Annotated in this window: 19 protein-coding genes; 14 read left to right on the top strand and 5 right to left on the bottom strand. The window is 44.8% G+C overall.

The annotated features are described in order from the left end of the window. The first annotated feature begins 19 nt into the window (after positions 1-19). From IGK14_RS13980 to IGK14_RS13960, 5 genes are all read left to right on the top strand, one after another. Positions 20-1,048 (top strand): Gfo/Idh/MocA family protein, encoded by a 1,029-nt coding sequence (locus tag IGK14_RS13980; RefSeq protein ID WP_010749991.1) that lies wholly within the window; start codon positions 20-22, stop codon positions 1,046-1,048. Positions 1,049-1,560: 512 nt separating this feature from the next. After that, complete coding sequence (locus IGK14_RS13975) at positions 1,561-2,487, top strand: alpha/beta fold hydrolase (RefSeq protein WP_010749990.1); 927 nt, start codon at positions 1,561-1,563, stop codon at positions 2,485-2,487. Between the two features lie 125 nt (positions 2,488-2,612). After that, positions 2,613-3,692: a 3-phosphoserine/phosphohydroxythreonine transaminase gene (gene serC, locus IGK14_RS13970; RefSeq protein ID WP_010749989.1), complete on the top strand. Its 1,080-nt coding sequence runs from the start codon at positions 2,613-2,615 to the stop codon at positions 3,690-3,692. Beyond that, positions 3,693-4,877: a phosphoglycerate dehydrogenase gene (locus tag IGK14_RS13965; RefSeq protein ID WP_010749988.1), complete on the top strand. Its 1,185-nt coding sequence runs from the start codon at positions 3,693-3,695 to the stop codon at positions 4,875-4,877. It abuts the gene before it with no gap. Continuing rightward, the gene (locus tag IGK14_RS13960; protein ID WP_010749987.1) at positions 4,877-6,100 is read left to right on the top strand and encodes a DUF1015 domain-containing protein; all 1,224 of its coding nucleotides are present in this window, start codon (positions 4,877-4,879) and stop codon (positions 6,098-6,100) included. The genes IGK14_RS13965 and IGK14_RS13960 overlap by 1 nt, the downstream gene beginning before the upstream one ends. Before the next feature lie 42 nt (positions 6,101-6,142). On the opposite strand, the gene IGK14_RS13955 is transcribed toward IGK14_RS13960, so the two are convergent. Beyond that, positions 6,143-7,492 (bottom strand): Nramp family divalent metal transporter, encoded by a 1,350-nt coding sequence (locus IGK14_RS13955; RefSeq protein ID WP_010749986.1) that lies wholly within the window; start codon positions 7,490-7,492, stop codon positions 6,143-6,145. A gap of 155 nt (positions 7,493-7,647) precedes the next feature. After that, a complete protein-coding gene (locus IGK14_RS13950) occupies positions 7,648-9,990 on the bottom strand; it encodes an ABC transporter ATP-binding protein/permease (protein WP_010749985.1) in 2,343 nt (780 codons plus the stop codon). 138 nt (positions 9,991-10,128) lie between these two features. On the opposite strand from IGK14_RS13950, the gene IGK14_RS13945 reads away from it, so the two are divergent. The 8 genes from IGK14_RS13945 (at position 10,129) to IGK14_RS13910 (ending at position 20,666) form a co-directional block, all read left to right on the top strand. Then, complete coding sequence (locus IGK14_RS13945; RefSeq protein ID WP_010749984.1) at positions 10,129-10,614, top strand: MarR family winged helix-turn-helix transcriptional regulator; 486 nt, start codon at positions 10,129-10,131, stop codon at positions 10,612-10,614. Between the two features lie 160 nt (positions 10,615-10,774). Beyond that, the gene (locus IGK14_RS13940; RefSeq protein ID WP_005228237.1) at positions 10,775-12,562 is read left to right on the top strand and encodes a glycoside hydrolase family 13 protein; all 1,788 of its coding nucleotides are present in this window, start codon (positions 10,775-10,777) and stop codon (positions 12,560-12,562) included. 304 nt (positions 12,563-12,866) lie between these two features. Continuing rightward, entirely contained in the window at positions 12,867-13,919 is a 1,053-nt protein-coding gene (locus IGK14_RS13935) for an aspartate-semialdehyde dehydrogenase (RefSeq protein ID WP_010749982.1), read from the top strand. A gap of 122 nt (positions 13,920-14,041) precedes the next feature. After that, positions 14,042-15,724 carry a ribonuclease J gene (locus IGK14_RS13930; protein ID WP_010749981.1) on the top strand — a complete coding sequence of 561 codons (1,683 nt, stop codon included), beginning with the start codon at positions 14,042-14,044 and terminating at the stop codon, positions 15,722-15,724. A 243-nt stretch (positions 15,725-15,967) separates the two neighbouring features. Beyond that, on the top strand, positions 15,968-17,407 hold the full coding sequence (locus IGK14_RS13925) for an MFS transporter (RefSeq protein ID WP_010749980.1): 1,440 nt from the start codon (positions 15,968-15,970) through the stop codon (positions 17,405-17,407). A gap of 198 nt (positions 17,408-17,605) precedes the next feature. Next, a complete protein-coding gene (locus IGK14_RS13920) occupies positions 17,606-18,289 on the top strand; it encodes a metal-dependent hydrolase (RefSeq protein WP_005228247.1) in 684 nt (227 codons plus the stop codon). A 37-nt stretch (positions 18,290-18,326) separates the two neighbouring features. After that, a complete protein-coding gene (locus IGK14_RS13915; protein ID WP_005228249.1) occupies positions 18,327-19,658 on the top strand; it encodes a DRTGG domain-containing protein in 1,332 nt (443 codons plus the stop codon). A gap of 54 nt (positions 19,659-19,712) precedes the next feature. After that, positions 19,713-20,666 (top strand): DHH family phosphoesterase, encoded by a 954-nt coding sequence (locus IGK14_RS13910; RefSeq protein WP_010749979.1) that lies wholly within the window; start codon positions 19,713-19,715, stop codon positions 20,664-20,666. Positions 20,667-20,806: 140 nt separating this feature from the next. Here the strand turns inward: IGK14_RS13910 and dapD are convergent, their stop codons facing one another. Genes dapD through dapA form a run of 3 tightly spaced genes read right to left on the bottom strand, consistent with a single transcriptional unit; the run spans position 20,807 to position 23,183 of the window. Next, positions 20,807-21,520 carry a 2,3,4,5-tetrahydropyridine-2,6-dicarboxylate N-acetyltransferase gene (gene dapD / locus IGK14_RS13905; protein WP_010749978.1) on the bottom strand — a complete coding sequence of 238 codons (714 nt, stop codon included), beginning with the start codon at positions 21,518-21,520 and terminating at the stop codon, positions 20,807-20,809. Between the two features lie 12 nt (positions 21,521-21,532). Further along, a complete protein-coding gene (gene dapB / locus IGK14_RS13900) occupies positions 21,533-22,288 on the bottom strand; it encodes a 4-hydroxy-tetrahydrodipicolinate reductase (protein WP_005233953.1) in 756 nt (251 codons plus the stop codon). A gap of 13 nt (positions 22,289-22,301) precedes the next feature. Further along, complete coding sequence (dapA, locus tag IGK14_RS13895) at positions 22,302-23,183, bottom strand: 4-hydroxy-tetrahydrodipicolinate synthase (RefSeq protein ID WP_008380503.1); 882 nt, start codon at positions 23,181-23,183, stop codon at positions 22,302-22,304. 222 nt (positions 23,184-23,405) lie between these two features. Here dapA and IGK14_RS13890 point away from each other — a divergent pair, with 222 nt between their 5' ends. After that, positions 23,406-24,575 carry a M20 metallopeptidase family protein gene (locus tag IGK14_RS13890; protein ID WP_005228259.1) on the top strand — a complete coding sequence of 390 codons (1,170 nt, stop codon included), beginning with the start codon at positions 23,406-23,408 and terminating at the stop codon, positions 24,573-24,575.

The raw sequence follows: 24,575 nt of genomic DNA, 5'->3' as shown, positions 1-24,575 counted from the left end.
AAACCGAGGAGTGTCAGACATGAGTGCAATCAATTTTGCAGTAATCGGATATGGCGGCATGGGTGCGTACCATGTCCACAATATCTTACCAAATGAAAACGAACGAATCCACATCGTAGGAACTTACGATATCAATGAAGAACGTCAAGCGATCTCCCAAGAAAAAGGCCATAAGATCTTTAAAAGCTATGATGAAGTCTTAGCCGATGAGACGATCGAAGCAGTATTGATCGCCACACCTAATGACTTGCACAAAGAGTTATCGATCGCTGCGTTGAAAGCAGGCAAACATGTTGTTTGCGAGAAGCCTGTTGCGCTGAATACTGCGGAACTAGATGAGATCGTGGCGGTTGCCCAAGAAACTGGCAATACCTTTATGGTTCACCAAAACCGCCGTTGGGATCCTGATTTTCTACTTGTACGCGAACTGTACCGTAATGGACAGATCGGTGATTTGTTCCAATTAGAGTCACGGGTCCAAGGGGCAAACGGCATCCCAGGAGACTGGCGCCATGTGAAAAAACAAGGTGGGGGAATGCTTTTAGACTGGGGCGTTCACTTGCTGGATCAAATGCTATGGCTGATCGACAGTCCAGTGAAAGATGTTAAAGCGGATCTTAGCTTTGTGTTGGGGGAAGAAGTCGATGATGGGTTCTTCGCTTTGATTACCTTTGAAAATGGGGTCAAAGCAATCGTGGAAGTTGGAACTTCCAATTACACGCAATTGCCTCGCTGGTACATCAAAGGCACAGAAGGAACAGCCACCATCACCGATTGGGATTTAAATGGGGAAATGGTGCAAGCAACAGGTCGCGAAGATGTGGCAGCACCAAAACCAGTCCAAGCAGGCGTCGGCTTGACGAAAACGATGGCACCCCCATCGGAATTGGCAGCCAAAGAAATTCCTTTCCCGAAAGCCGAAGCGGATTTTGAACCTTTCTACAAGAATTTTTACAACGTTGTACGCAACGGTGCCGAACCTATCGTTAAAAACGAAGAAGTCCGAGCAGTGATGCAGTTGATCGAACGCATTTTTGCTACAGCGTAAGAGATAGAGGAAGCAGCTCTTTATCCATGTAACCGAACGAGTGCGAGAAGCAAAAACTGGGAGAGAATGATGTTCATTCTGTCCCAGTTTTTTTATTTCTTGACATCATAAGTGACCCATAATCATGTGAAGGGGAAACAATTTTCAAAAGAAGCTTTGGTTAAGGTACTTGATGTTCAGTTAAAGAATACTGTTTTGAATGGTTTGGGTTAGTAGGATCACTCGAGGTACCTCGATCTATACGCTTATTGGTTAGATAAGCGAGGCGATAGCTAGGCAAGTTGTCGCTAACCCACACGCTTGGAAGTTGCAACAAGCGCACAATAGTCACTCTTACCGCAAATAGGGGTGGCTATTGTGCTACATATGTTTGAACTTCTCACGTTTTGCGTGGTTTTTTATCCTTGAAAATTCCCAACTCCTACCGCCATAGCCTAAAATTCCATGTATAATAAAGAAAACGACCGTTTTATTTGGCGAAGGGAAAAGAAAAAGCAAAAGAGGTGCGAACTATGAGGATGAATCAAGAAAAGCTGACTTCATCAAATGGGAAGGATCAGCTTTTTGTCAAAACGTGGCTGCCAGAAGAACAGCCGAAAGCAGTCGTGCAAATCGTTCACGGAATGATCGAACACATTGAACGTTACCACGAGTTTGCGGAATGTTTGACTGCGCAAGGCTATGCGGTGGTCGGTCATGATCACTTAGGGCATGGGCAATCCGTGAAAGAAACACAGGCCTATGGGCATTTTGGTGAAAAAGAGGGCGCCAACTATTTAGTGGCAGATGTGGGAGTGGTCCATCAGTACGCAGCTGCTTGCTACCCAGACCGACCATGCTTTATCTTAGGGCACAGTATGGGGTCTCTGGTGTTGCGGAATTATTTGTTTAGTCAGCCACATCCATTGTCAGGAGCGATCATCATGGGCACCACGATGGAAAAAGCCGTGCTGATGCAAGGAGGCAAACTTGTCACGAACTTGTTGCGCCCGTTTGCCGCTCAGCAATGGCCTTATCACGTAATGGAACAGCTGGTTTTTGGCCAGCACAACCGGCGTTTTCGTCCCAATCGGACCGCCAAGGATTGGTTGACCAGTGATCCGCAACAAGTGGATCGCTACTTGAAGGACCCTTACACGCAATTTCATTTTTCCTTAGCGGCTTACAAGGATCTCTTTACATTGACGCAAACTGCCAGTGATCCGGATCAACTGCGCAGGATTGATCCAGAATTGCCGCTGCTCTTGATTTCAGGTGCAGATGATCCTGTGGGGCACTATGGCAAAAGCGTCCGCCAATTGGCTCAGCAGCTGAAGCAAAATGCTGACGTGACGATGTATTTGCTTGAGCAGGGCCGGCATGAGATTTTGAATGAGCGCAATCGCGAGATCGTTTACAATGAAATTTCTCGCTGGCTGTTTGAAAAAATGCCGAAATGACGAACGTTAAGAAATTGGTAGTCTTTTCTGAAAATTCAAAATTATTTTCTCTTTTAAGGCTTTTTTCATTTTCGGCTATCTGTTATAATGATTTTCACATCTAACATAAAGGAGAGATTTTTTGTATGACAGTTTATAACTTTTCAGCTGGTCCTGCCGTATTGCCCCGTCCCGTATTGGAGAAAGCACAATCCGAACTTTTGAATTACCGCGGAAGTGGGATGTCCGTTATGGAGCTGAGTCATCGGTCCTCCTTGTTTGAAGCGATCATTAAAGATGCAGAAGCACTTTTACGAAAATTAATGGGAATTCCTGAAAACTATCAGGTACTGTTTTTACAAGGCGGCGCGAGTCTCCAATTCAGTATGATCCCTTTAAATCTTGCACAAAACAAAAAAGCCTTATACGTAAATACCGGTTCTTGGTCGAAAAAAGCTATTGAAGCAGCAAAAGCGCTTGGAAACGTGACGGTGGAAGTTGTTGCCTCTAGTGAGGATCAAAACTTTACCTATATTCCAGAAATTTCAGAAGATGCGATCGATCAAGAAGCGGCTTATTTGCATATCACCACGAACAACACCATTGAAGGGACGGCCTTTCAAACGATTCCGCAGGCTGGCGACGTGCCGATCGTAGCGGATATGTCCTCAAATATTTTAGCCAATGACTATCGCGTAGAAGACTTTGGTGTGATTTATGCTGGGGCCCAAAAGAATATTGGTCCTGCAGGGTTGACGGTAGTGATCATCCGAGAAGATTTACTCAATGATGATGCTGTCTTCGCTCCAATGCTGGATTATCGTCTACAGGCTAAAAATGACTCATTGTACAATACACCACCAACGTATGCTATCTATATTGCTAAATTGGTGTTTGAATGGTTGGAAGAATTAGGCGGCATTCCTGCCATTTTAGAACAAGACCGCCAAAAAGCGGCGCTTTTATACGAAACGATCGAAGCCTCTGCTCTTTACAGTAGTCCTGTGGCTGTTGATAGCCGTTCACTAACGAATATTCCTTTTGTGACAGGGGATAAAGCATTAGATCAGCGCTTCAATGAAGAAGCTGTCAAAGCTGGCTTTGAGAACTTGAAAGGGCATCGTTCCGTTGGAGGAATGCGAGCAAGCTTGTACAATGCCTTTCCATTAGCTGGCGTTCAAGCGTTAGTCGACTTTATGAAATCATTTGAAGCGGAGGTCAAATAAATGTTCCAAATCAAAACATTCAATGCGATCGCACCAGAAGGATTACAGCGTTTAGAAAAAGAAAAGTATGCCATCAACGAAAGCGACCAACCGCAAGGGATTTTGCTGCGCAGCCAGAAATTGCACGATTACGCTTTTCCTGAAAGTGTCTTAGGTATTGCCCGTGCAGGGGCTGGGACCAACAACATTCCCGTCAAAGCATGTACTGAAAAAGGGATCGTCGTCTTTAATACGCCAGGCGCCAATGCCAATGCGGTCAAAGAATTAGTGATCGCTAGTCTGCTCTTAAGTGTCCGTCCGATTTTACGAGGTGCCCAATGGGTCCAAACCTTGAGCGGTGATAATGTGGAAGAACAAGCAGAAGCGCAAAAAAGTCAATTTGCTGGAACAGAGTTAGAAGGCAAAAAGTTAGGAATCATCGGCCTTGGTTCTATTGGAGCGATGGTCGCCAACGATGCTTATCGTCTAGGGATGGAAGTAGTCGGTTATGATCCTTACGTGTCAGTGGATACTGCTTGGACGATCTCTCGTCGGGTCAAGCGTGCCAATGATATTGCGGAAGTCTTTTCAACCTGTGATTTTATTACGGTTCATGTGCCGCTAATGGAAAACACGCATCATCTCGTCGGGGAAGCCGAACTTGCGAAAATGAAACCAACAACGAAGCTATTCAACTTTTCTCGTAAAGAAATCGTCGATACAGATGCCGTTTTACGTGCGTTAAAAGCTGACCGTCTAGCGGGCTATACGACTGATTTTGCGGATGAACAATTGCTGCACAATGAAAAAGTCCTCGTCTTGCCGCATTTAGGTGCATCAACAGAAGAAGCCGAAGTCAACTGTGCCAAAATGGCAGCCCGAACATTGAAAAAATTCTTGGAATTTGGAACCATCAAGCGCTCAGTGAATTTTCCAAATGTTGAGATGGCTTTTCATTCGCCTTATCGTCTGACGATCATCAATCGCAATGTACCGAATATGTTAGGTCAGATTTCATCGATCATTGCGGAATCTGGAATCAATATCGACAATATGCTGAATCGTGGACGGGAAGACTTTGCTTACACCCTAGCCGATGTCGCTTCTGAAGATGAAGCCTTATTGAATCAATTAGCCGATAAACTGCGGGAGAACGAAAATATCGTTCGTGTACGGGTCATCAAGAATCAGGAGGTTGGGTATTAATGGTTCAAGTATTTCCGTTTAAAGCCATTCGTCCAGAAGCCTCATTGGCAGAAAAAGTGGCCGAGCTACCGTATGACGTGGTCAATTCACAAGAAGCCGCAGCGTTTGCGCAAGGCAATCCTTACAGCTATTTCCACATCGACCGTTCGGAGATCGACTTGCCAGGAATCGATCCTTATGATCCACAGGTGTATCAAAAAGCGGCGGAAAATCTTGCATCTTTTCAAGAAGAAGGCTGGTTGATTCAAGAAACGGCGCCCGCATATTATTTGTATGAATTGACGATGGCTGGTAGAAGCCAAACGGGGCTTGTCGCCTGTACCTCGATCGATGATTACGTCGCTGGGAAAATCAAGAAACACGAGTTTACCCGTCCAGAAAAAGAAATCGATCGGATCAATCATATTCTGGCATGTGATGCCAATACAAGTCCGATTTTCTTGAGCTATCGCCAACCAGCAGCAGTCAAAGAAGCGATCGATGCGTGGCAAGCAGAGCATGCGCCAATCTATGATTTTGTCAGCTATCATGAGGTGCAACATCGTGTTTGGCTGATCGATGATCCAGCGCTAGTCGCCTCTTTTGCCCAGCAGTTTCAAGCTGTAGATGCCCTTTATATTGCGGATGGGCATCACCGCACAGAGTCAGCAGTCAAAGTCGGCTTGCAAAAGCGAGCCGATGGCCAAAGCAGTCAAGAAAGCGACCGCTTTTTAGCGATTTTATTCCCAGAAAATGAATTAGCGATTTGGGAATACAATCGGGTTTTGCGGGTACCAGTGCCAGAAAACTTTTTTGAGCAGGCAGCCCAGCATTTTACGATTCGAGAAACTACAAGGAAGAAACCAGCGCAACGTGGTTCGATTCATCTGTACCTAAACCATGCGTGGTGGGAGTTGACCATCAAGCCGGAAGCTGTGCCGCAAGATGCGGTAGGACAGCTGGATGTGTCGCTTTTACAACAATACGTGCTGGCTGATATTTTCGCGATCCAAGATGTGCGGACAGACAAACGCATTGATTTTGTCGGCGGAATTCGTGGTCCAGAAGAATTGGAACGTTTGGTAGATAGCGGAGAATGGACATTGGCCTTTTCCATGTATCCAACGCAAATGGCCGATCTTTTGGCAGTCGCCGATGCGGGAGAAATTATGCCGCCAAAATCAACTTGGTTTGAACCAAAACTGTTGAGCGGTCTGTTTTTACATGATTTAGAAACGAATTAACCAAAAAAAGCTTACGAGGCTAGCTCGTAAGCTTTTTTTCTATTAGAAGTTGCCGAGTGTTTCGATGATCAAGCGGACATTCAAGACCGTCAGTGCAAGGGCACAGATCCAGCCTAAGGTAGAGACCCATAGCGGATTCTTGAAGCGTTCCCCCATGATTTTTTTTGAGCTGGTAAAAAGAACCAACGGAATCATCGAAACGGGTAAGGCGATGCTTAAAAAGACTTGCGAATAGATCAGCAGATCGTCCAAGGCTTGTTCGTTACCGCCAAAGTAAATCGTACAAAGCAAAACGGGGATCACCGATAAGCCACGGGTGATCAGACGTCGCGCCCAAGTAGGGATCTTCATATGGATAAATCCTTCCATCACGACTTGCCCCGTCAGTGTCCCAGTGATCGTTGAATTTTGACCAGATGCCAAGAGCGCCACGGCAAACAGAACGCTCAAGACTGGACTGGCGACAGCACCAGCAATGGAGGAATCTTGCAAAGCATCAAACAGCGCGGAGAAGGTGCCGACTTCTTCACTATGACCAAAGAACAAGGCACTTCCTAAGATCAAAAGCAGGCAATTGACCAAAAAGGCAGCGGATAATTGGATATTGGAATCCCAAGTAGCGAACCGCACGGCCGTTGCCACTTCTTGGGTATCGCTGCGATCGATTTTTCGTGACTGGGAGATCGAAGAATGCAGATAGAGATTATGCGGCATCACAGTCGCACCAACGATCCCCAACGCCATTGTCAGCTGCCCATGGTTCAAGACTTGCTTTTGGGGAATAAAGCCTTGCAAGACAGCAGGCAAATTTGGTTGAGCAATAATGACTTCGTAACAAAAGACCAGCATAATGACCAAAATCAGTGTCATGACGATCGCTTCGATTTTTCGGAAACCCAATTTCATTAAAAAGAGCAGAAGCAGTACATCGAAAATCGTTAAGATGACCCCAACTAATAAAGGTAAGCCGAATAGTAGATTGAGAGCGATCGCTCCTCCGATCACTTCCGCGATATCCGTTGCCATGATAGCCAATTCGGTGACGATCCACAAGACAAAGCCTAAGCCTTTGCTGGTGTGTTTACGAGTTGCTTGCGCAAGGTCCATCTGGGTCACGATCCCTAGCTTGGCTGCCATGTATTGCAGCAGCATAGCGATCAAACTGGAAATCAAGATCACAGAAAGTAAGAGATAGCCATATTCAGCACCGCCACCGATCGAGGTGATCCAGTTTCCTGGGTCCATATAGCCCACGGCTACCAATGCCCCAGGACCAGAAAACGCTAAAAGATTGCGCCAAAAGCTACCGTTTTTTGGAATGGCAACTGTATTATTTATTTCTTCCAAGCTAGGACCGTTGGCCGCTTGGATCAATTTTTTTTCTTCATTCATCGTTTCACGTCCTATCTTTTTAGGTATACCTAAAAACAAATCTATTGTATTCCTCATTTATGAATTTTTCAAGAGAAACCTTTTGGACGTCAGAAGGAAGGACAAAAAAACAGCAGCCAAAGGAATGGCTGCTGTCTGTTAGGTTTTTTATAAAATTAGTCGGCGCGTAAAGCGATCGCTGCATCTTTTTTCGCTGCCATTCGAGCTGGTATGTGGCCGCCGATCATCGTTAGGACGGTGCTGACGGCAATCAAGATCAGGCCGTGGACTGGATTTAATTGAGCAACATTTTCGAGATCAGTCATACTATATAAGATCGCGTTGATCGGGAATGTGGCTAACCAAGCAATCAGGACACCTAAAGCTCCTGAAGCGATCCCTAAAATACAGGTTTCGGCATCAAAGACGCGGGTGATGTCTTTTTTACGAGCACCTAATGCTTTTAAGACCCCAATTTCTTTCGTACGTTCTAGCACAGAGGTGTAGGTGATGATACCGATCATGATCATGCTAGTTACCAAGGAGATTCCTGCAAAAGCGATCAAGACGTAGGTGATGGCATCCATCAAGCCACCAGTCAATTGAGTCATCGTACCCGCTAAATCGGAATAAACGATTTGGTCTTCTTTGTCTTTGCCTTTGTTGAAGTCATCCAAGTAATCAAGGATTTTTTCTTTGGCACTGAAATCATTCGGATAGATCATAATGCTGTTTGGTAAATCACTGCCGCCAAGATAAGCGATCAATGAATCTTTGGCACTTTCGTCAACGGGTTCATTCGTCATCACGTTGGTGTCGCTGTCTTTTTGGGCTTGGACGATCGCTGAGTCTTGGTTTTCTTTGATGACTTCTTGCGCGAGGGCATCACTGTAGGCAATGCCAGTTGACAGCAAGTTCATCGTAGAGTTTTGCTTGATACGTAAGATTCCGCTGATCGTTAGTTCTTTGTTGCCGCTGTTATCGAAAACTTCATTTAAATCTTGATTTGGAATGAAGTTTCCAGTTGGTAATTCGGTGTAAAAGGCATCATTAGACGCCAATGTGATTTTTGTTCCCACGATATCGTCGAAGGACACCTTGTCGCCATCTTCAATGTCAAAACCGAGATTGATCAATGCATTGACATTCGTTACGTTGTTTTCATCGACGATCAAAACGACATCTGTGCTAGCACTTGGGTAGCTGCCTTCTAAAAGGTCGTAGTTGTCTTTTAAGAAATTGCCGTTATCCTCTGATAACTGCTCGGGGAAAGTCGAAACCCCAATCCCGGTGGAGGCACTCATGGCAGACATCATGGCATTGGTCTGTTCATTGTCAGGTGATGCATTGGAGAAGCTGACTTGTTCCACAGTATCATCGATCTTACGGAAAAGGTTCAAGGAAGTGGAACGAGTGTAGCCGATATTGTTGCTTAATTCAGGATCAATGTCGTTGATGTAATCGAGAAACTCTTGATCGATTTTATTGATATGGGTTGCACGATCTGCATCACTTAATTTGGCAGTGACCTCTTTATCTGAAGGGAAATCTTCAGATTTCTCCCGCGTTCCCATGGCTGATGGATCTTGTTCAGTGGCTACTTGCGAGATCGTGATCGGAAAACGAGCTAATGTTTCTGACTGGGTATTGTCGATTTGTTTTTGGAATCCCGTTGACAGTGACAAAACAATGGCGATTCCGATGATCCCGATACTAGAAGCAAAGGCTGTCAAGAAGGTGCGCCCTTTTTTGGTGCGGATATTGTTAAACGACAAACGTAAGGCAGTCATGAAACTCATTTTTGTGTGTTTTAATTCGAATTGGTCTTTCTTTTGTCCTTCGACATGAGGGTTCGAATCTTTAATGATTCGTCCGTCTTTGAACTCAATGATCCGTCCAGCGTATTTGTGCGCCAATTCAGGATTATGAGTAACCATGATGACCAATTTTTCTTTTGATAGTTCTTGGATCAGTTCCATGATTTGGACACTGGTCTCTGAATCCAAGGCACCTGTTGGTTCATCACAAAGAAGGATATCAGGATCATTTGCTAAGGCACGAGCGATCGCTACCCGCTGCATTTGACCACCAGAAAGCTGATTTGGTTTTTTGTGCATATGCTCAGCTAAGCCTACACGCGTCAAAGCATCGGTTGCTTTGGCGCGTTTTTCTTCTTTTGACACACCGCTCAAGGTCATCCCAAGCTCGACGTTGTCGATGATGCCTAAATGACTGATCAAATTGTAGCTTTGGAAGACAAAGCCGATCGAATTGTTCCGATACGCATCCCAGTCACGATCTTTAAAGGATTTCGTTGATTTGCCGTTGATGATCATATCACCAGAATCGTAATTATCTAAGCCGCCGATCACGTTCAACATGGTTGTTTTCCCAGAGCCGCTTGGCCCTAAAATGGCAACAAACTCTTGTTTACGAAAGGCGACGGAGACACCATCGAGGGCTTTTGTAGTACTGGCGCCAACCGTATAATACTTCTTGATATCTTTTAATTCTAACATGCTGTCACTCTTTTCTTGCCGTTTTCACGATTATTTTCATTATGTAACCACGCTATCATAATGGTTAACAAAAATCAACGATTATCATTGTTTAAACAAATAATTTATACTAAACTAAAGACAGAAAAGAGGGAGAGTATGGAAAAAGCGTTAGGAACATTCAATATGGCGGTATTTGCGGAAATCTTTTCGCTGATGGGAAACATATTGTTTGAAGAAATCGGTCTGGAAGATTTAAAATTGACCAAAATGGAAATCTTGGAACTCGTGGTGATCTCTAGTAATGAAGGAATCACGATGTCCGAGTTGGCCCAGCAAATCGGTACGTCAAAAGTCCAAATCAGTCGTTCGATCTCGGGGTTAGAAAAGGCTGGCTTTGTGGTCCGCAAAACCAACGGCGTCAATCGCCGCAACGTCAATGTTTATTTGGAAGAAGCTGGGAAGCAGTTGTTTGTCCAAAAGAAAAAACAAGTGGAAGACCGCTTGAATGCCAAAACCGCTCAAATGGCTGCAGAAGATATCCAGCAGTTGAGTCAGTCGTTGACGGAGGCAGTGGGGATCTTGCGGAAATATGACATTTTACGGACTGGCAATCAATGTGAGAAAAATACGCCGTTTGATTAAAAAAGGGCGAAGCAATCGTTTGCTTTTCAATTGCTGAATTAATTTCATATTAACTTATATTATCGATTTTTTAGATAAAGCAACCGATTGCGTTTTTCTCTTGTTTTGACTTCTGATTTGTGCGACAATGAGTATATCAAACAAGTCAAAGGAGTCTGCTATGAATACTACTGCCATTTATCATCGTCCCGAAAGTGAATTTGCGTATTTGTACGAGAAGGATAAAATGCATATCCGTTTGCGTACCGCCCGTCAAGACGTCCGCCATGTCCAGCTGCTTTGCGGTGATCCTTACACACTGTATAAAGAAGCTTGGTACCAGCAAAGAATTGAAATGAAAAAAATTCTTTCCACGGACTTGCATGATTATTGGCAAGTATCGGTCGGAGCAGAATTCCGCCGTTTGTCTTACGGCTTTTCCATCGAAAGTTACGATGGGTTGCATGTCTTTTATGGAGACCACGGGGTCTATCCTTTTGAGCAGCAATATTTAGAAATGAACAACAATTATTTTCGGATGCCTTACTTCCAAGAAGCCGATCGTTTCAAAATTCCCGAGTGGGCAAAAGAAACCGTTTGGTATCAAATCTTCCCTGAACGCTTTGCAAATGGGGACCCATCAAATGATCCAGAAGGTGTATTGCCCTGGGGCTCAAAAAATCCCGATCGCCAAGACTTTTTCGGCGGGGATCTGCAAGGGGTCATCGATCATTTGGATTACCTCGTCGATCTAGGCATCAATGGAATCTACTTCTGTCCGATTTTTGAGGCCTATTCGAATCACAAGTATGATACCATCGATTATTTAGCCATTGATCCAGCGTTTGGAGATAACGATACCTTTAAACGCTTAGTGGAGGAATGCCACAAACGCGGCATTAAAGTCATGCTAGATGCTGTGTTCAATCATATGGGGGATACTTCGCATCAATGGCTAGATGTCATCAAAAACGGCAAAGATTCGCCCTTTGCTGATTGGTTCCACATCAATGAGTTTCCTGTCAACTACAAAGAAGGGGAAAACTTTGAAGATGCTTATGACATCACCTATGATGTGTTTGCCTTTACGCCGCATATGCCAAAACTCAATACAGAAAATCCCGACGTGCAAGATTATTTGTTGAAGATCGCTCGTTATTGGATCGAAGAGTTTGATATCGATGCTTGGCGCTTGGACGTTGCCAATGAAGTCAGTCACCACTTCTGGAAAAAATTCCGCCAAGTGTGTGATGATGCCAAAGATGATTTTTATATCCTTGGGGAAATTTGGCACTCTTCTCAACGGTGGTTACAAGGCGACGAGTTTCATGCAGTCATGAATTACGCCTTTACGGATGCAATCATTGAATATTTTGTCAAAGACGAGATCTCCATGACGAAAATGGTCTCGGAATTAAATAACCAGCTGATGTTGTATCGGGAGCAAACCAACCAGGTACAGTTCAATATCTTGGATTCTCATGATACCCCACGCTTGTTAACTTTGGCTCGAGGAGACAAAGACTTGATGCGCCAAGTGATGGCCTTTACGTATCTGCAACAAGGCGTTCCTTGCCTGTATTACGGTGATGAGATCGGTTTGACCGGCGATATGGACCCGGATTGCCGCAAATGTATGATTTGGGAAGAAGAAAAGCAAGATCGTGATCTCCTGCATTTCACTCGCTCATTGATCAGCATTCGCAAAGACAACCAGAAAGTCTTATCAGAAGGTTCCTTGAGTTGGAACTGGGTTTCGGAAGAGGATGGACTGATCATTTTCGAACGAGAGTTAGGGGCACAGCGGATCATCGGTATTTTCAATACGGGCGATGACCAAATCACCCTTTCTCGTCCTGATTCGATCCTGATGGAACAGTTTGTCCAACTGGAAGATGAAACGATGATTATTGATAACAAAGGCTTTGCTATCGTGAAAGTAAACAACGAAGAATCGAATGAAGCATAAAAATGAGGCAAGAATTGCATATGCAATTCTTGCCTCATTCAATGTTTTGGGTATTTTTAATTTCCCCATGCACGTTGGAAAGAATCTTCCCCAAAATTCCTTCTGTCGGTATTATATCCTATAACACCTGAATGTGACAAATGATAACCCTTAAATATAGGTAGATTTTTTCTGCAAAGGGTAAAAAGATTAAAAATTTAGACAGTATAACCTTCTTTTTGCGCTTCTTTCCACGAAAGGTCTTTTCTTTTTTACAAGATATGATAAACTAGTAAAAATGTATTTTTATTCGAGGAGTGATTTGATGAGTACAGGGTATCACGTAGCAGTTGTCGGGGCTACCGGCGCAGTAGGAACAAAAATGATTGAGATGTTGGAGAAGACCACGTTGCCGATCAAAAAAATAACGTTGTTGGCATCCAAACGTTCTGCTGGGAAGACCCTTGTGTTCAAAAATGAACCGCTCGTTATTCAAGAGCTGACCACAGATTCCTTTGCAGGCGTCGATATTGCATTGTTCAGTGCCGGTGGCGGCATTTCAAAACAATTTGCTCCAGAAGCAGTCAAACACGGTGCAGTCGTGATCGACAATACCAGTCATTTTCGGATGGACCCGAATGTTCCTCTAGTCGTTCCTGAGGTGAATCCTCATGCATTAGCGCAACATAAAGGAATCATTGCCAATCCGAATTGTTCAACGATTCAAATGATGGTGGCGTTAGAACCAATTCGTCAAAAAGTCGGTTTATCGAGGGTCTTGGTTTCAACGTATCAAGCAGTTTCAGGTGCTGGCGCCCAAGCCTTGGCTGAATTGACTCGTGAATCTCAAGAATTATTAGCTGGCAAAGCCGCTGATGAACTAAACCCTGAGATTTTACCAGCAGGCAGCGACAAGAAGCACTACCCGATCGCGTTTAACGCCTTGCCGCAAATCGATGTTTTCGCCGAAGAGGATTATACTTACGAAGAGTGGAAAATGATCAATGAAACGAAGAAGATCATGGAAGATACGCAGATCAAAGTAGCAGCTACGTGTGTTCGGATCCCTGTGTTTAGCGGTCATTCAGAGTCGATTTATATCGAGACCAAAGACCATGCTAGTGTTGAGGAAGTCAGACAGTGGATCAGCGAAGCGCCAGGAGCCGTCTTGCAAGATGATCCAAGTCAACAAGTGTACCCGCAAGCTTTGACCAGTGTGGACAAAACAGAAACCTTTGTTGGTCGGATTCGCAAAGATTTGGATGTCGAAAACGGCTTGCATTTATGGGTCGTTTCTGATAATTTGCTGAAAGGTGCGGCATGGAACTCCGTTCAAATCGCCGAAAGCCTGCATCAGCAAGGATTAGTTCATGTGTAAACCATAAGTTTTTCAGAAAAGTGTGGTGAATGCCACGCTTTTCTTTTTTTTGTTGTATAATAATAGGGACGGCTTATGCTTGGGAAATAATACAGTAGAAAAAAATTAAGAGGTGAATAAAAGTGGAAACGATAAAAATCATTCCTCTTGGCGGTGTACGCGAAAACGGAAAGAACATGTACATTGCTGAAGTTGGCGAGGATATATTTGTGCTGGATTGCGGTGTCCGTTATCCAGAAAATGAATTATTAGGGATCGATACAGTGATTCCAGACTTCACATATTTAGAAGAAAATGCCGACCGTGTGGCGGGTGTCTTCTTGACCCATGGGCATGCAGATGCGATTGGTGCATTGCCTTATTTCTTGGAGAATATCCAAGTACCAGTCTTTGGGACCGAGTTAACGATCGAACTAGCAAAATTGACCGTGAATAAAAATGAAGCTACCAAGCGCTTCAAAGATTTTCATGTGATCGATGAACATTCGGAGATCGACTTTGGTCATGCGACCATCAGCTTTTTCCGTACGACCCATTCTATCCCTGATTCTGTTGGGATCAGCGTCAAAACAGAAGCTGGCAATATCGTTTATACAGGAGATTTCAAGTTTGACCAAACAGCGATCCCTATGTATCAAACCGATTTTGGCCGCTTAGCGGAAATTGGAAAAGAAGGCGTCTTAGCATTGCTAAGCACCTCTTCAAATGCCGAAAATCCAACGCCGATCGCTTCTGAATTGACGATCCAAGATGAAGTTTACGACAATATCCGTTATTGGGAAGGTCGAATCATCGTTGCTAGTGTTGCCAGCAATTTGCAACGGGTGCAACAAGTATTAGATGCGGCGTTTCGTTCTGATCGCAAAGTCGTTTTGACCGGGCAAGATTTTGGTCGGATCATCAAAACGGCCATGAAGTTAGGGAAATTAAAATTACCTGCCGAAGACTTGCTGATCACCCAAAAAGAAATGAAAAAATACTCAGACGAACAGTTGCTGATTTTAGAAACAGGTCGTATGGGTGAACCAATCAAAGCGTTGCAAAAAATGGCCAACGGCTCTCACCGGACGCTGCGCATCAAAGAAGGAGATCTTGTTTACATCACAACGACGCCGACAACGGCAATGGAAACTGTGGTTGCGAAAACGGAAGATATCATCTATCGCGCTGGCGGTACCGTAAAACAGATCTCGGATAATTTCCGTGTTTCTGGTCATGCCAACCCGAATGATCTGCAGCTGATGTTGAATATGATGAAACCGAAGTACTTTATCCCTATTCAAGGCGAGTACCGCCAATTAGCCGCCCATGTGGACTTGGCGCAAGAAGTCGGGATTCCGATGAAAAATATCTTCATTACTGCTCGTGGAGATGTGTTAGAGTACAAAAAAGGCGAAATGCTTGCCGCAGGTGCGGTCCCAGCTGAAAACGTCATGATCGATGGGATCGGTGTCGGTGACATTGGGAATATTGTCTTGCGAGACCGCAAAGTCTTATCTGAAGACGGAATCTTCGTTGCGGTAGTGACGATCAATCGTCGTGAAAAGAAAATTATTTCTGCACCACAAATCACTTCTCGTGGATTCGTCTACGTGAAAGCCAGTCGCGATCTGATTCGTGAAAGTGGCGAGATCGTGGAAGAAATCGTAGAAAAACACCTTCATGATGAAGAGTTTGAATGGAGCAAATTGAAACAAGATATCCGTGATCGTTTGAGTCGTTTCTTGTTTGAACAAACCAAACGCCGTCCCGTCATCTTGCCGGTCATCATGGAATCAAGCCAAAGAAATCGCAACCGTAAATAATTCGTTTTGACCTACTGACAAAAGCAGGTGAAAGAATAGCCGTTTGACGGCCGATTTCTTTTCACCGAAGCTTTTGTCTTTTTTTTATGTAAGAAAACAGGTGGCGTTTTTTTTACAAAATGACCCTTATTTTGGTCGTGATGAGCAGATAAGGATTGACGGCGAATGGATTTCGATCAATAATACAAAGTTGTCCCCCTAAGACTAGAGGAACAAAACAAGCAAAGAGAGGATGGTCGATTTGTGAATAGTTATCAAGAAAATCCCATAGTACAACAGAGAAAGTGGTGGATTCTCATTGCTGTTTCGATGTTTACCTTTATGTCAACACTGGATGGGAGTATCGTAAATATCGCTTTGCCGACGATCTCGGCAGATATGGGTGTCCCTATGAATCAAGCGGAGTGGGTCGTATCCGTCTACTTGATGATCGTTTGTGCCTGCCTTTTGTTATTCGGTAAGGTAGGGGATAGTTGGGGCAAGATCAAAGTATTCCGCTTGGGGATGCTGATCTTTATTATCGGTTCGCTGTTATGCGGGTTTAATCATTCCTTAGCATTTCTGCTATTTGCCCGAGTCGTGCAAGCGATCGGAGCCAGCATGACGATGGCGACAAATACCGGAATCATTACTGAAGTTTTTCCTATGAGTGAACGAGGACGTGCCTTAGGGATGATTGGTGCCTTTGTTTCGTTAGGATCCATCGCCGGTCCTGGATTAGGCGGAGTGATTTTGGCGCATTTTTCTTGGCCGTTTATTTTTTGGATCAATGTTCCAGTCGGTATTCTGACAATGATTGCTGGAGAAAAGGTGTTGCCAAAAGATATCACCATGAGTCATGATTCCATCGATAAAACCGGGTTTGTGCTGTTTTCAATTGCAATTATCAGCTTCTTCGGCGGCATTTTTCTTGGACAAGAGCGTGGCTTTCTAACGTGGCTGCCGCTGCTGTTGGTGGGGATCGCCTTAGTGGCATTCATCGTCTTTTTGCGAGTAGAAGCGCGTGTGAGCAAACCGCTGATTACCTTTGGGATCTTTCGTAATAAAATTTTCACCATGAGCCTGATCACGGCGTTGCTGATCTTTTCTGCAAACTTTTTTGTCAATGTCGTGATTCCCTTTTACTTGCAAAGTGCCCGAGGCTTAACGCCGAGCGTGGCAGGAATGCTGATGATGGTCTTTCCTTTGATGATGGTCATCGGTTCACCACTTAGCGGCTATTTGACCGACCGTGTAGGACCGGAGATCTTGGTCTTAGCTGGCTTAGCGTTGCTGTCCATCACTCAGCTGATGTATATGTTTATGAATCAGCATACGCCGATTTGGTACTATGTCGTCGCTACTGCCATCATGGGGTTAGGCAATTCGTTGTTCCAATCCCCCAACAATACGATGGTGATGAGCAGCGTCACCAAAGAAAATCTTGGGGTGGCAGGTAGTCTAAATTCCTTTGCCCGTAACTTGGGCATGGTCTTAGGGATATCCTTAGCAACGACGATTCTTTATGCCGCAATGAGTCAAGCCTATGGGAAGCATGTGACGACCTATATCGCAGGTCGGGCAGATATTTTTGCCTATGGCATGAAAATCACCTTCTTTGGGGCGTTCCTTCTTTGTATCACGGCGTTATTCTTAACAGTCTGGCGCATCTATAAACAAGGCGGACGTAAGAAAACGCTATGATCGCTTGAAGTCATCAGGTCGAACTGTTCTATTCCTTATTCAGAAAGGGTAGAACAGTTTTTTTGTTTTTCTTGACAAGAACCAGAAAAAGGACGGATGTAATAAAGCTGCCAGAATTTGTGCTTTTGGATTTCTGGCGTTATCTGTTATAATGAAAAATATTAGACTGTATTACTTAGATGGAAAGGGGAATGTTGTATGAAACTTACGTATCACGGACACTCGGTGCTTGCTATCCAATTAGCGGATGGCCAAAAATTGTTGTTTGACCCTTTTATTACTGGAAATGCTCTGACTGATTTGGATGCAGACACAGTGGAAACCGATTGGCTTTTGATCACGCATGGTCATAGCGATCATATTGGGGACATGGTGCCGATCGCCAAAAGAAATGAAGCACCAGTGATCAGTGTCGTTGAAATTTGCCGCTATGCAGCCCGCAAAGGCGTTGCTGAGACGCATGGCATGAATATGGGAGGCTCTTTTGAGTTTCCGTTTGGCAAAATCTCAATGGTGGAAGCGAAACACAGCTCTGGTCTTGAAGAAGACGGAACGATGATCTATATGGGCAATCCAGTGGGGATCATTTTAGAAGCAGAAGGCAAAACCATCTACCACGCTGGCGATACTGCCCTCTTTAGCGATATGGCGATGATCGGTGAACGTTTCGACATCGATGTGGCGTTTTTACCGATCGGGGATAATTTTACGATGGGCGTTCAAGATGCTGCAACAGCAGCGGCGCTTTTAAACGCGAGCAAAGTAGTACCGATCCATTACAATACGTTTCCAATGATCAAGCAAGATCCGCAAACCTTCGTGAATTTATTGCCGGCAGGTGTGGGCCAGATCCTTGCAGTCGGTGAGACATTAGAAGTTTAAGCAACAGGAAGATTCGTAGTAGGAATAGGGGATAATTATGGCGACAAAACACGACTTGATTTTAGCGCATATCGAGAATCTGCCTGTAGGCGATCGCATCTCGGTGCGGGGAATCGCAAAAGACTTGAATGTCAGTGAAGGAACAGCCTATCGGGCGATCAAAGATGCGGAAAATATCGGCTTGGTTTCAACGATCCAACGTGTGGGAACCATTCGGATTGAACGGAAACTAAAGAAACACATTGAAAAACTAACTTTTGGCGAAGTCGTCCAAATCATTGAAGGCGATGTTTTGGGCGGCGCAGCCGGATTAGACAAAGACTTGAACAAATTTGTTATCGGCGCCATGAAGGAATCGGCAATGGAACGCTACATCACGCCTGGTTCCTTAGTGATCGTCGGAAACCGTAACGAAGTCCACAAGTTGGCATTGGAAGATGGCGCAGCCGTCTTGATCACGGGGGGCTTTGAAACCTCAGAGGAAATCTGTCGCTTAGCAGACGAATTGGAGCTGCCGATTTTACAAACGACCTATGACACCTTTACCGTGGCAACGATGATCAACCGTGCCTTGAGCGACCAGCTGATCAAAAAGGACATCATGCTGGTGAGTGACATTTATATGCCATTGGAAAAAACCAAGTATCTGCACACCTTTGATACGGTCAAGGATTACAAACTGCTTTCGGAGTCTACCAACCACTCCCGCTATCCAGTCGTCAACAAGAATATGCGGGTCGTTGGGATCATCACAGCCAAAGATGTCCTAGAAAAGCCTGACACGCAGATCATCGAACGAATCATGACCCGGGAACCACGGGTCGTAAAAAAAGAGATGAGTGTGGCCTCTGCCAGCCATCAGATGATTTGGGATGGCTTAGAAGTGATGCCCGTCGTAGCAGATGACCTTTCTTTGATTGGGATCGTTACACGCCAAGACATCATGAAAGCGATGCAGATGGTCCAACGACAAACACAAATTTCAGATACGATTTCAGACCAAATCTCGGGACAGATGCAAGTCATCGAACAAGATTTTGAAGGGAACAAATTGCCGCAGCCGCATTTCAGCTTTGCGGTGACGCCTCAAATGGTCAATGAAGTCGGAACGATCTCTTTTGGTGTCTTGAGTGAAGTGATCGCGAATACGGCAAAACGTACCATGCAGTTGAATCAACGGCGCAATAGTTGGATCGAGCAAGTCAATCTGCATTACTTCCGTTTGATCCAATTAGAAAGCGAGATCATCATTCAACCGAAGATTCTAGAACTGGGGCGACGTTCGGCGAAAATCGATATCGAAGTATCGATCGAAAATTCCTTAGTAGCAAAAGCGATCGTGGTATGCCAAGTAATGGAACGTCCATAAATCATCGAAAACGGCACTTATGGAAAAATTTTAGAGAGAAAGTTGAGACCATTCATGAAGGTACAAGAAGAAATACTTGCAACAATCAAAGCATTCGACCGAATCATTATCCATCGGCACCAACGCCCTGATCCAGATGCATTAGGATCACAAGTGGGCTTGGCAGAAATTTTACGAGCTAGTTTTCCCGAAAAAGAAATCTATCAAGTCGGCGGACCCGTTGAAGGATTGGATTACTTGGCGCTGATGCAGACGATCCCTGATGATTTGTATAAAGGAGCGTTGGTGATCGTTACAGATACGGCCAATGCACCACGGGTCAGTGACCAACGCTATGATCAAGGGGCGAAATTGATCAAAATCGATCATCACCCTAATGATGAGCCTTACGGAGAGCTGGTCTGGGTCAATACGAAAGCCAGCAGCTGTAGTGAGATGATCGTTTCGTTTTGGCAAATGTTTCAAAACGAGCTGACGATGACACAAGAAGCGGCTCGTCTGCTGTATGCGGGCATCGTTGGTGATACTGGACGGTTTTTATATCCGGCAACGACAGCGACAACGCTGCGCTTAGCGGCTGAACTATTGGATTACGGTTTTGATGCACCGAAGATCAATCGGCAATTGGATCAAGTCTCTCGCAGTGTTGCTCGCCTTTCAGGGTATGTCTACGAAAACATCGAGATCGATGAGATTGGTGCTGGCAAAGTGATCCTATCACAAGATTTGCAGCAGCGTTTTGGCGTAGTGGATTCGGAAACCTCAGCAGTCGTTTCCTTACCAGGGAAAATCGACGAAGTGATGGCTTGGGCGATCTTTGTCGAACAACCAGAAGGCTATTATCGGGTGCGGATGCGTTCGAAAGGTCCAGTGATCAATGAGATCGCCAAACGCCATCATGGCGGCGGACATCCCCTTGCCAGTGGAGCAAACGCAAAAGACCTTGAAGAAGTTGCCCTAATCTATCAAGAGATCCAAGCAGCGATCAAAGAATTTCAAGCAGAATAAACACTTTTACAAGAACATTTGCCAATAGAAAAAGGGCGTGCCAAAAGCTTTCGGCACGCCCTTTTTTAGACAAAACGCAGCGCAGGCTCATCACTGAACCCGCACTGCGTTTTTATGTTTATATTTGAGAAAAGCGCGGTTTAGCCCCGTAGATCGTCTAAAAATTCGGTTTTGCTTTTCGTTTTCTCGTCTTTCATTTTGATGACTTTGGCTGGTGAGCCAGCAACGACTGCGCCAGCAGGGACATCTTCAGTCACCACAGAACCGGCAGCGACGACTGCACCTTCGCCGACACGGACGCCTTCAAGGACGACGGCATTTGCACCGATCAAAACATTGTCTTCAATGATGACTGGGCTTGCTGAAGGTGGCTCAAGAACGCCAGCCAAGACAGCACCAGCGCCAATATGGGCTTTTTTTCCAACGGTTGCTCGGGCGCCTAAAATCGCACCCATGTCGATCATGGTTTCTTCACCAACGACGGCACCAATGTTGATCACGGCCCCCATCATGATAACGGCATTTTTTTCAATGATGGCTTGGTCACGGATAAAGGCACCTGGTTCGATACGGGCATCGACTTTCGTCAAGTCCAGCAAAGGGATCGCTGAGTTGCGGCGATCATTTTCCAGATAGTGATCGGTGATTTTGTCTTGGTGCACGGTTAAAAACTCAGCCACTTTTTGACTGTCACCAACCACGAAATAGAAAGTGCCGTTACCAAACAATTGGATGCCATCTGCTTGGACGTTACTAAGATCTCCATTGATATAGACTTTTACAGGTGTTTGTTTATTTGCTTCTTTGATGTATTTTGCTAATTGATAAGGATCGGAAAATTGTAATTCTGTCATGAGAGACCACCTTTACTTGTCGATTAGATTTTGCATGGAATAAAAACCAGCTGGTTGGTCGGCTAAAAATTCCGCTGCTTTTAGCGCACCATTGGCGAAGATTTCGCGGGAGAGCGCTGTGTGTTTTAATTCAATGATTTCATCCTGCCCAGCGTAGATGACAATGTGTTCTCCAGGGATCGTTCCGCCGCGAACGGCATGGATGCCCATCTGCTTGCGGTCATTTACTAGATCACTGCCTTCACGCCCGTAGAGATACTCTTTTTTCGTTTCGCAGCTGTCATTGATACTATCTGCCAACAGCAAAGCTGTACCACTTGGTGCATCGAGTTTTTGATTATGATGCTTTTCGATGATCTCAATGTCAAAGTCAGCTTCTAATGCGGGGGTGATACTTTGTAGTGCTTTGATCAGTACATTGATCCCCAACGACATATTGGCAGAATAAAAAACTGGGATCACTTTAGCAGCCAACGGCAGCATCATCTGCGTGTCTTCCGTCAAACCAGTTGTAGCAACCACGATAGGCAGCTGCTGTTCGACACAATAGTTCAATAAGGCAGGGACATTGCTATAATGAGAAAAATCAATCACCAAATCGATCGGCTGCGTGATTTTTTCTGGACGATCATAGATTGGAAAGGGACCATCTAATTGCTCGGTACGATCCAATCCGGCGGCCACTTCTAACTGAGGGTGCTTTGCGATCAGGCTTTGCAACACTTTGCCCATACGACCGTTTGCACCGCTTAATAAAATCTGTTTCACCAAAAACTCCTCCTTACAGCAATCCGTAATTGGTCATTTCTTCTTCTAAATGAACGAGGGTCGCATCTTCTGGGACACCCAAAGGCAAACGATAATGCAATTCGCATTTGCCTAGCAAGGAGACCGCTGCTTTGATCGGCACAGGATTTACTTCACTGAAAATCGCATCGATCAACGGTTTTTGTCGCAATTGCTCTTTGATGGCGGCTTTTACATCACCATTTAAGAAATCAGCAACGAGTTGTGCCGTTTGTTTCGGAGCGATATTGCCGATCGTTGAAATCACGCCAGAGCCACCTAAAGCTAGAATTGGGGTTACTTGATCGTCATTTCCTGAATAGATCGCAAAGTCATCATCCGCAAGACGAGCGATTTCTGCGATTTGCGAAATGTCGCCGCTGGCTTCTTTGATGCCTTTGATATTAGGGATTTTTTTCAGTTCTGCCACAGCTTCAGGTGTTAAATTTAAGCCGGTTCTTGAGCTGACGGAGTATAAGATCACTGGCAGCTCAACGCTTTGACAGATTGCTTCATAGTGAGCGACTAAACTTTTCTTGGTCGCTTTGTTGTAATAGGGTGTTACAACCAATAATGCGTCAGCACCAACGCGCTGTGCTTCTTTTGAAAGATGGATCCCATGTTGGGTGTTGTTGGAGCCTGTTCCGCCGATGACGGGGATTCGACCAGCAACTTGTTTTACCACCGCTTCGATCACCGCGATATGTTCTTCATCGTCTAACGTGGATGCTTCACCGGTCGTACCGCATGCAATGATTGCATTCGTTCCTTGCTGCACATGCCACTCCGCTAACTCCTTCAGCTTATCGAAATCCACCGAACCATCTTGAAGCATAGGGGTGATCAACGCAACGCCAGAACCTTTGAATATTGTCAAACTACGACACATCCTTTCAACCAATTTATTTTTCGTAACTCTACGTATAAGTGTACCAAAACGAGGGGTAAATTTTTCAATAAAAATCGAAACATTTCGACAATTTATACTATAGATTATTCGAATTATATACTATAATATTAAACAATATCAATGAAAAACTGAATATTCGTTGGTTTTTATGGATATTTTTAAAAGGAATGAATAGAAAGGTGTTTTAACATGCAAGTATCGCAAGCAGTCAAAGAATTAACCGAAGACGTGGTTCGTTTTCGTCGTGAATTACATACAATCCCTGAATTAGGGTTAACTGAGTTCAAAACAAAGGAATACTTGCTGCGTCAGTTGCAATCCTTTGGGATCAAAGAAATCTATCCAGTGATTGAAACCGGCTTGATTGCGGTCTTTCGCAGCGATCGCCCAGGAAAGACGCTGGCCTTTCGAACGGATATCGATGCACTACCGATCAAAGAAGAGACAGGTGTTTCCTTTGTTTCCAAACATGAAGGGAAAATGCATGCCTGCGGTCATGACGGCCATATGGCAACGATGCTAGGGTTCGCTAAATATTTGGCAACACATCCTGAAGTGATTCGTGGAACGATCGTTTTGATTTTCCAACCAGCCGAGGAAAGCCCCGGTGGCGCTCAATTGATGATCGATGAAGGCATCTTACGAGATTTTGGCGTGGAAAAAATCGTGGGGCTGCATGTCTTCCCAGACTTTCCCGAAGGAGTCATTGCGAGCCGGAAAGGTCCGATGATGGCCCGTAACGGCGAGATCAATCTAACGATCAACGGCACGAGTGCCCATGGTGCCCAGCCTCATCAAGGACATGATGCAATTTTAGCCGCGGCTGCGATTATTCAAGGATTGCATTCGATCATTTCACGCAATATCAGCCCGCTTTCTGCTGGGGTCATCACTTTTGGGAAGATCCATGGGGGAGATGCGGAAAATATCATTCCCGGTAAGGTCGTTTTAAAAGGAACGATGCGGGCGTTTGAAGATGAAGTCTATGAAACGATGACGCGCAGAATCACCACCGTCGCACAAGAAATCGCCAAAGGATATGATTGCACGGCAGATGTCGAATTCGAACATCTTTATCGTGTCGTGGACAATGATCCTGAGATGGTGGAAGTGTTGGAAAAAGTGGTCGGGGAGAGCTACCGAGAAACACCACCATATATGTTGGCAGAGGATTTTTCGATGTACCAAAAGGAGATCCCAGGTGTCTTTTTCTTTGTGGGTACCCGAAATGAAGAAAAAGGCTATGTCCACCCTTTACACAGCAGCAAAATGAATTTTGACGAAAAAAATCTATTGCAAGGCATCGAATGCTACGTTCGTTTGATCGAGGCGTTGAACGAGCCAACAGACAAGGAGTAA

It is taken from the genome of Enterococcus sp. DIV0970a, from assembly GCF_051711265.1.
Classification (GTDB): domain Bacteria; phylum Bacillota; class Bacilli; order Lactobacillales; family Enterococcaceae; genus Enterococcus_D; species Enterococcus_D casseliflavus.
The sequence above is the reverse complement of the archived record's forward strand: the minus strand, read 5'-3'. Positions and strand labels throughout refer to the sequence as shown.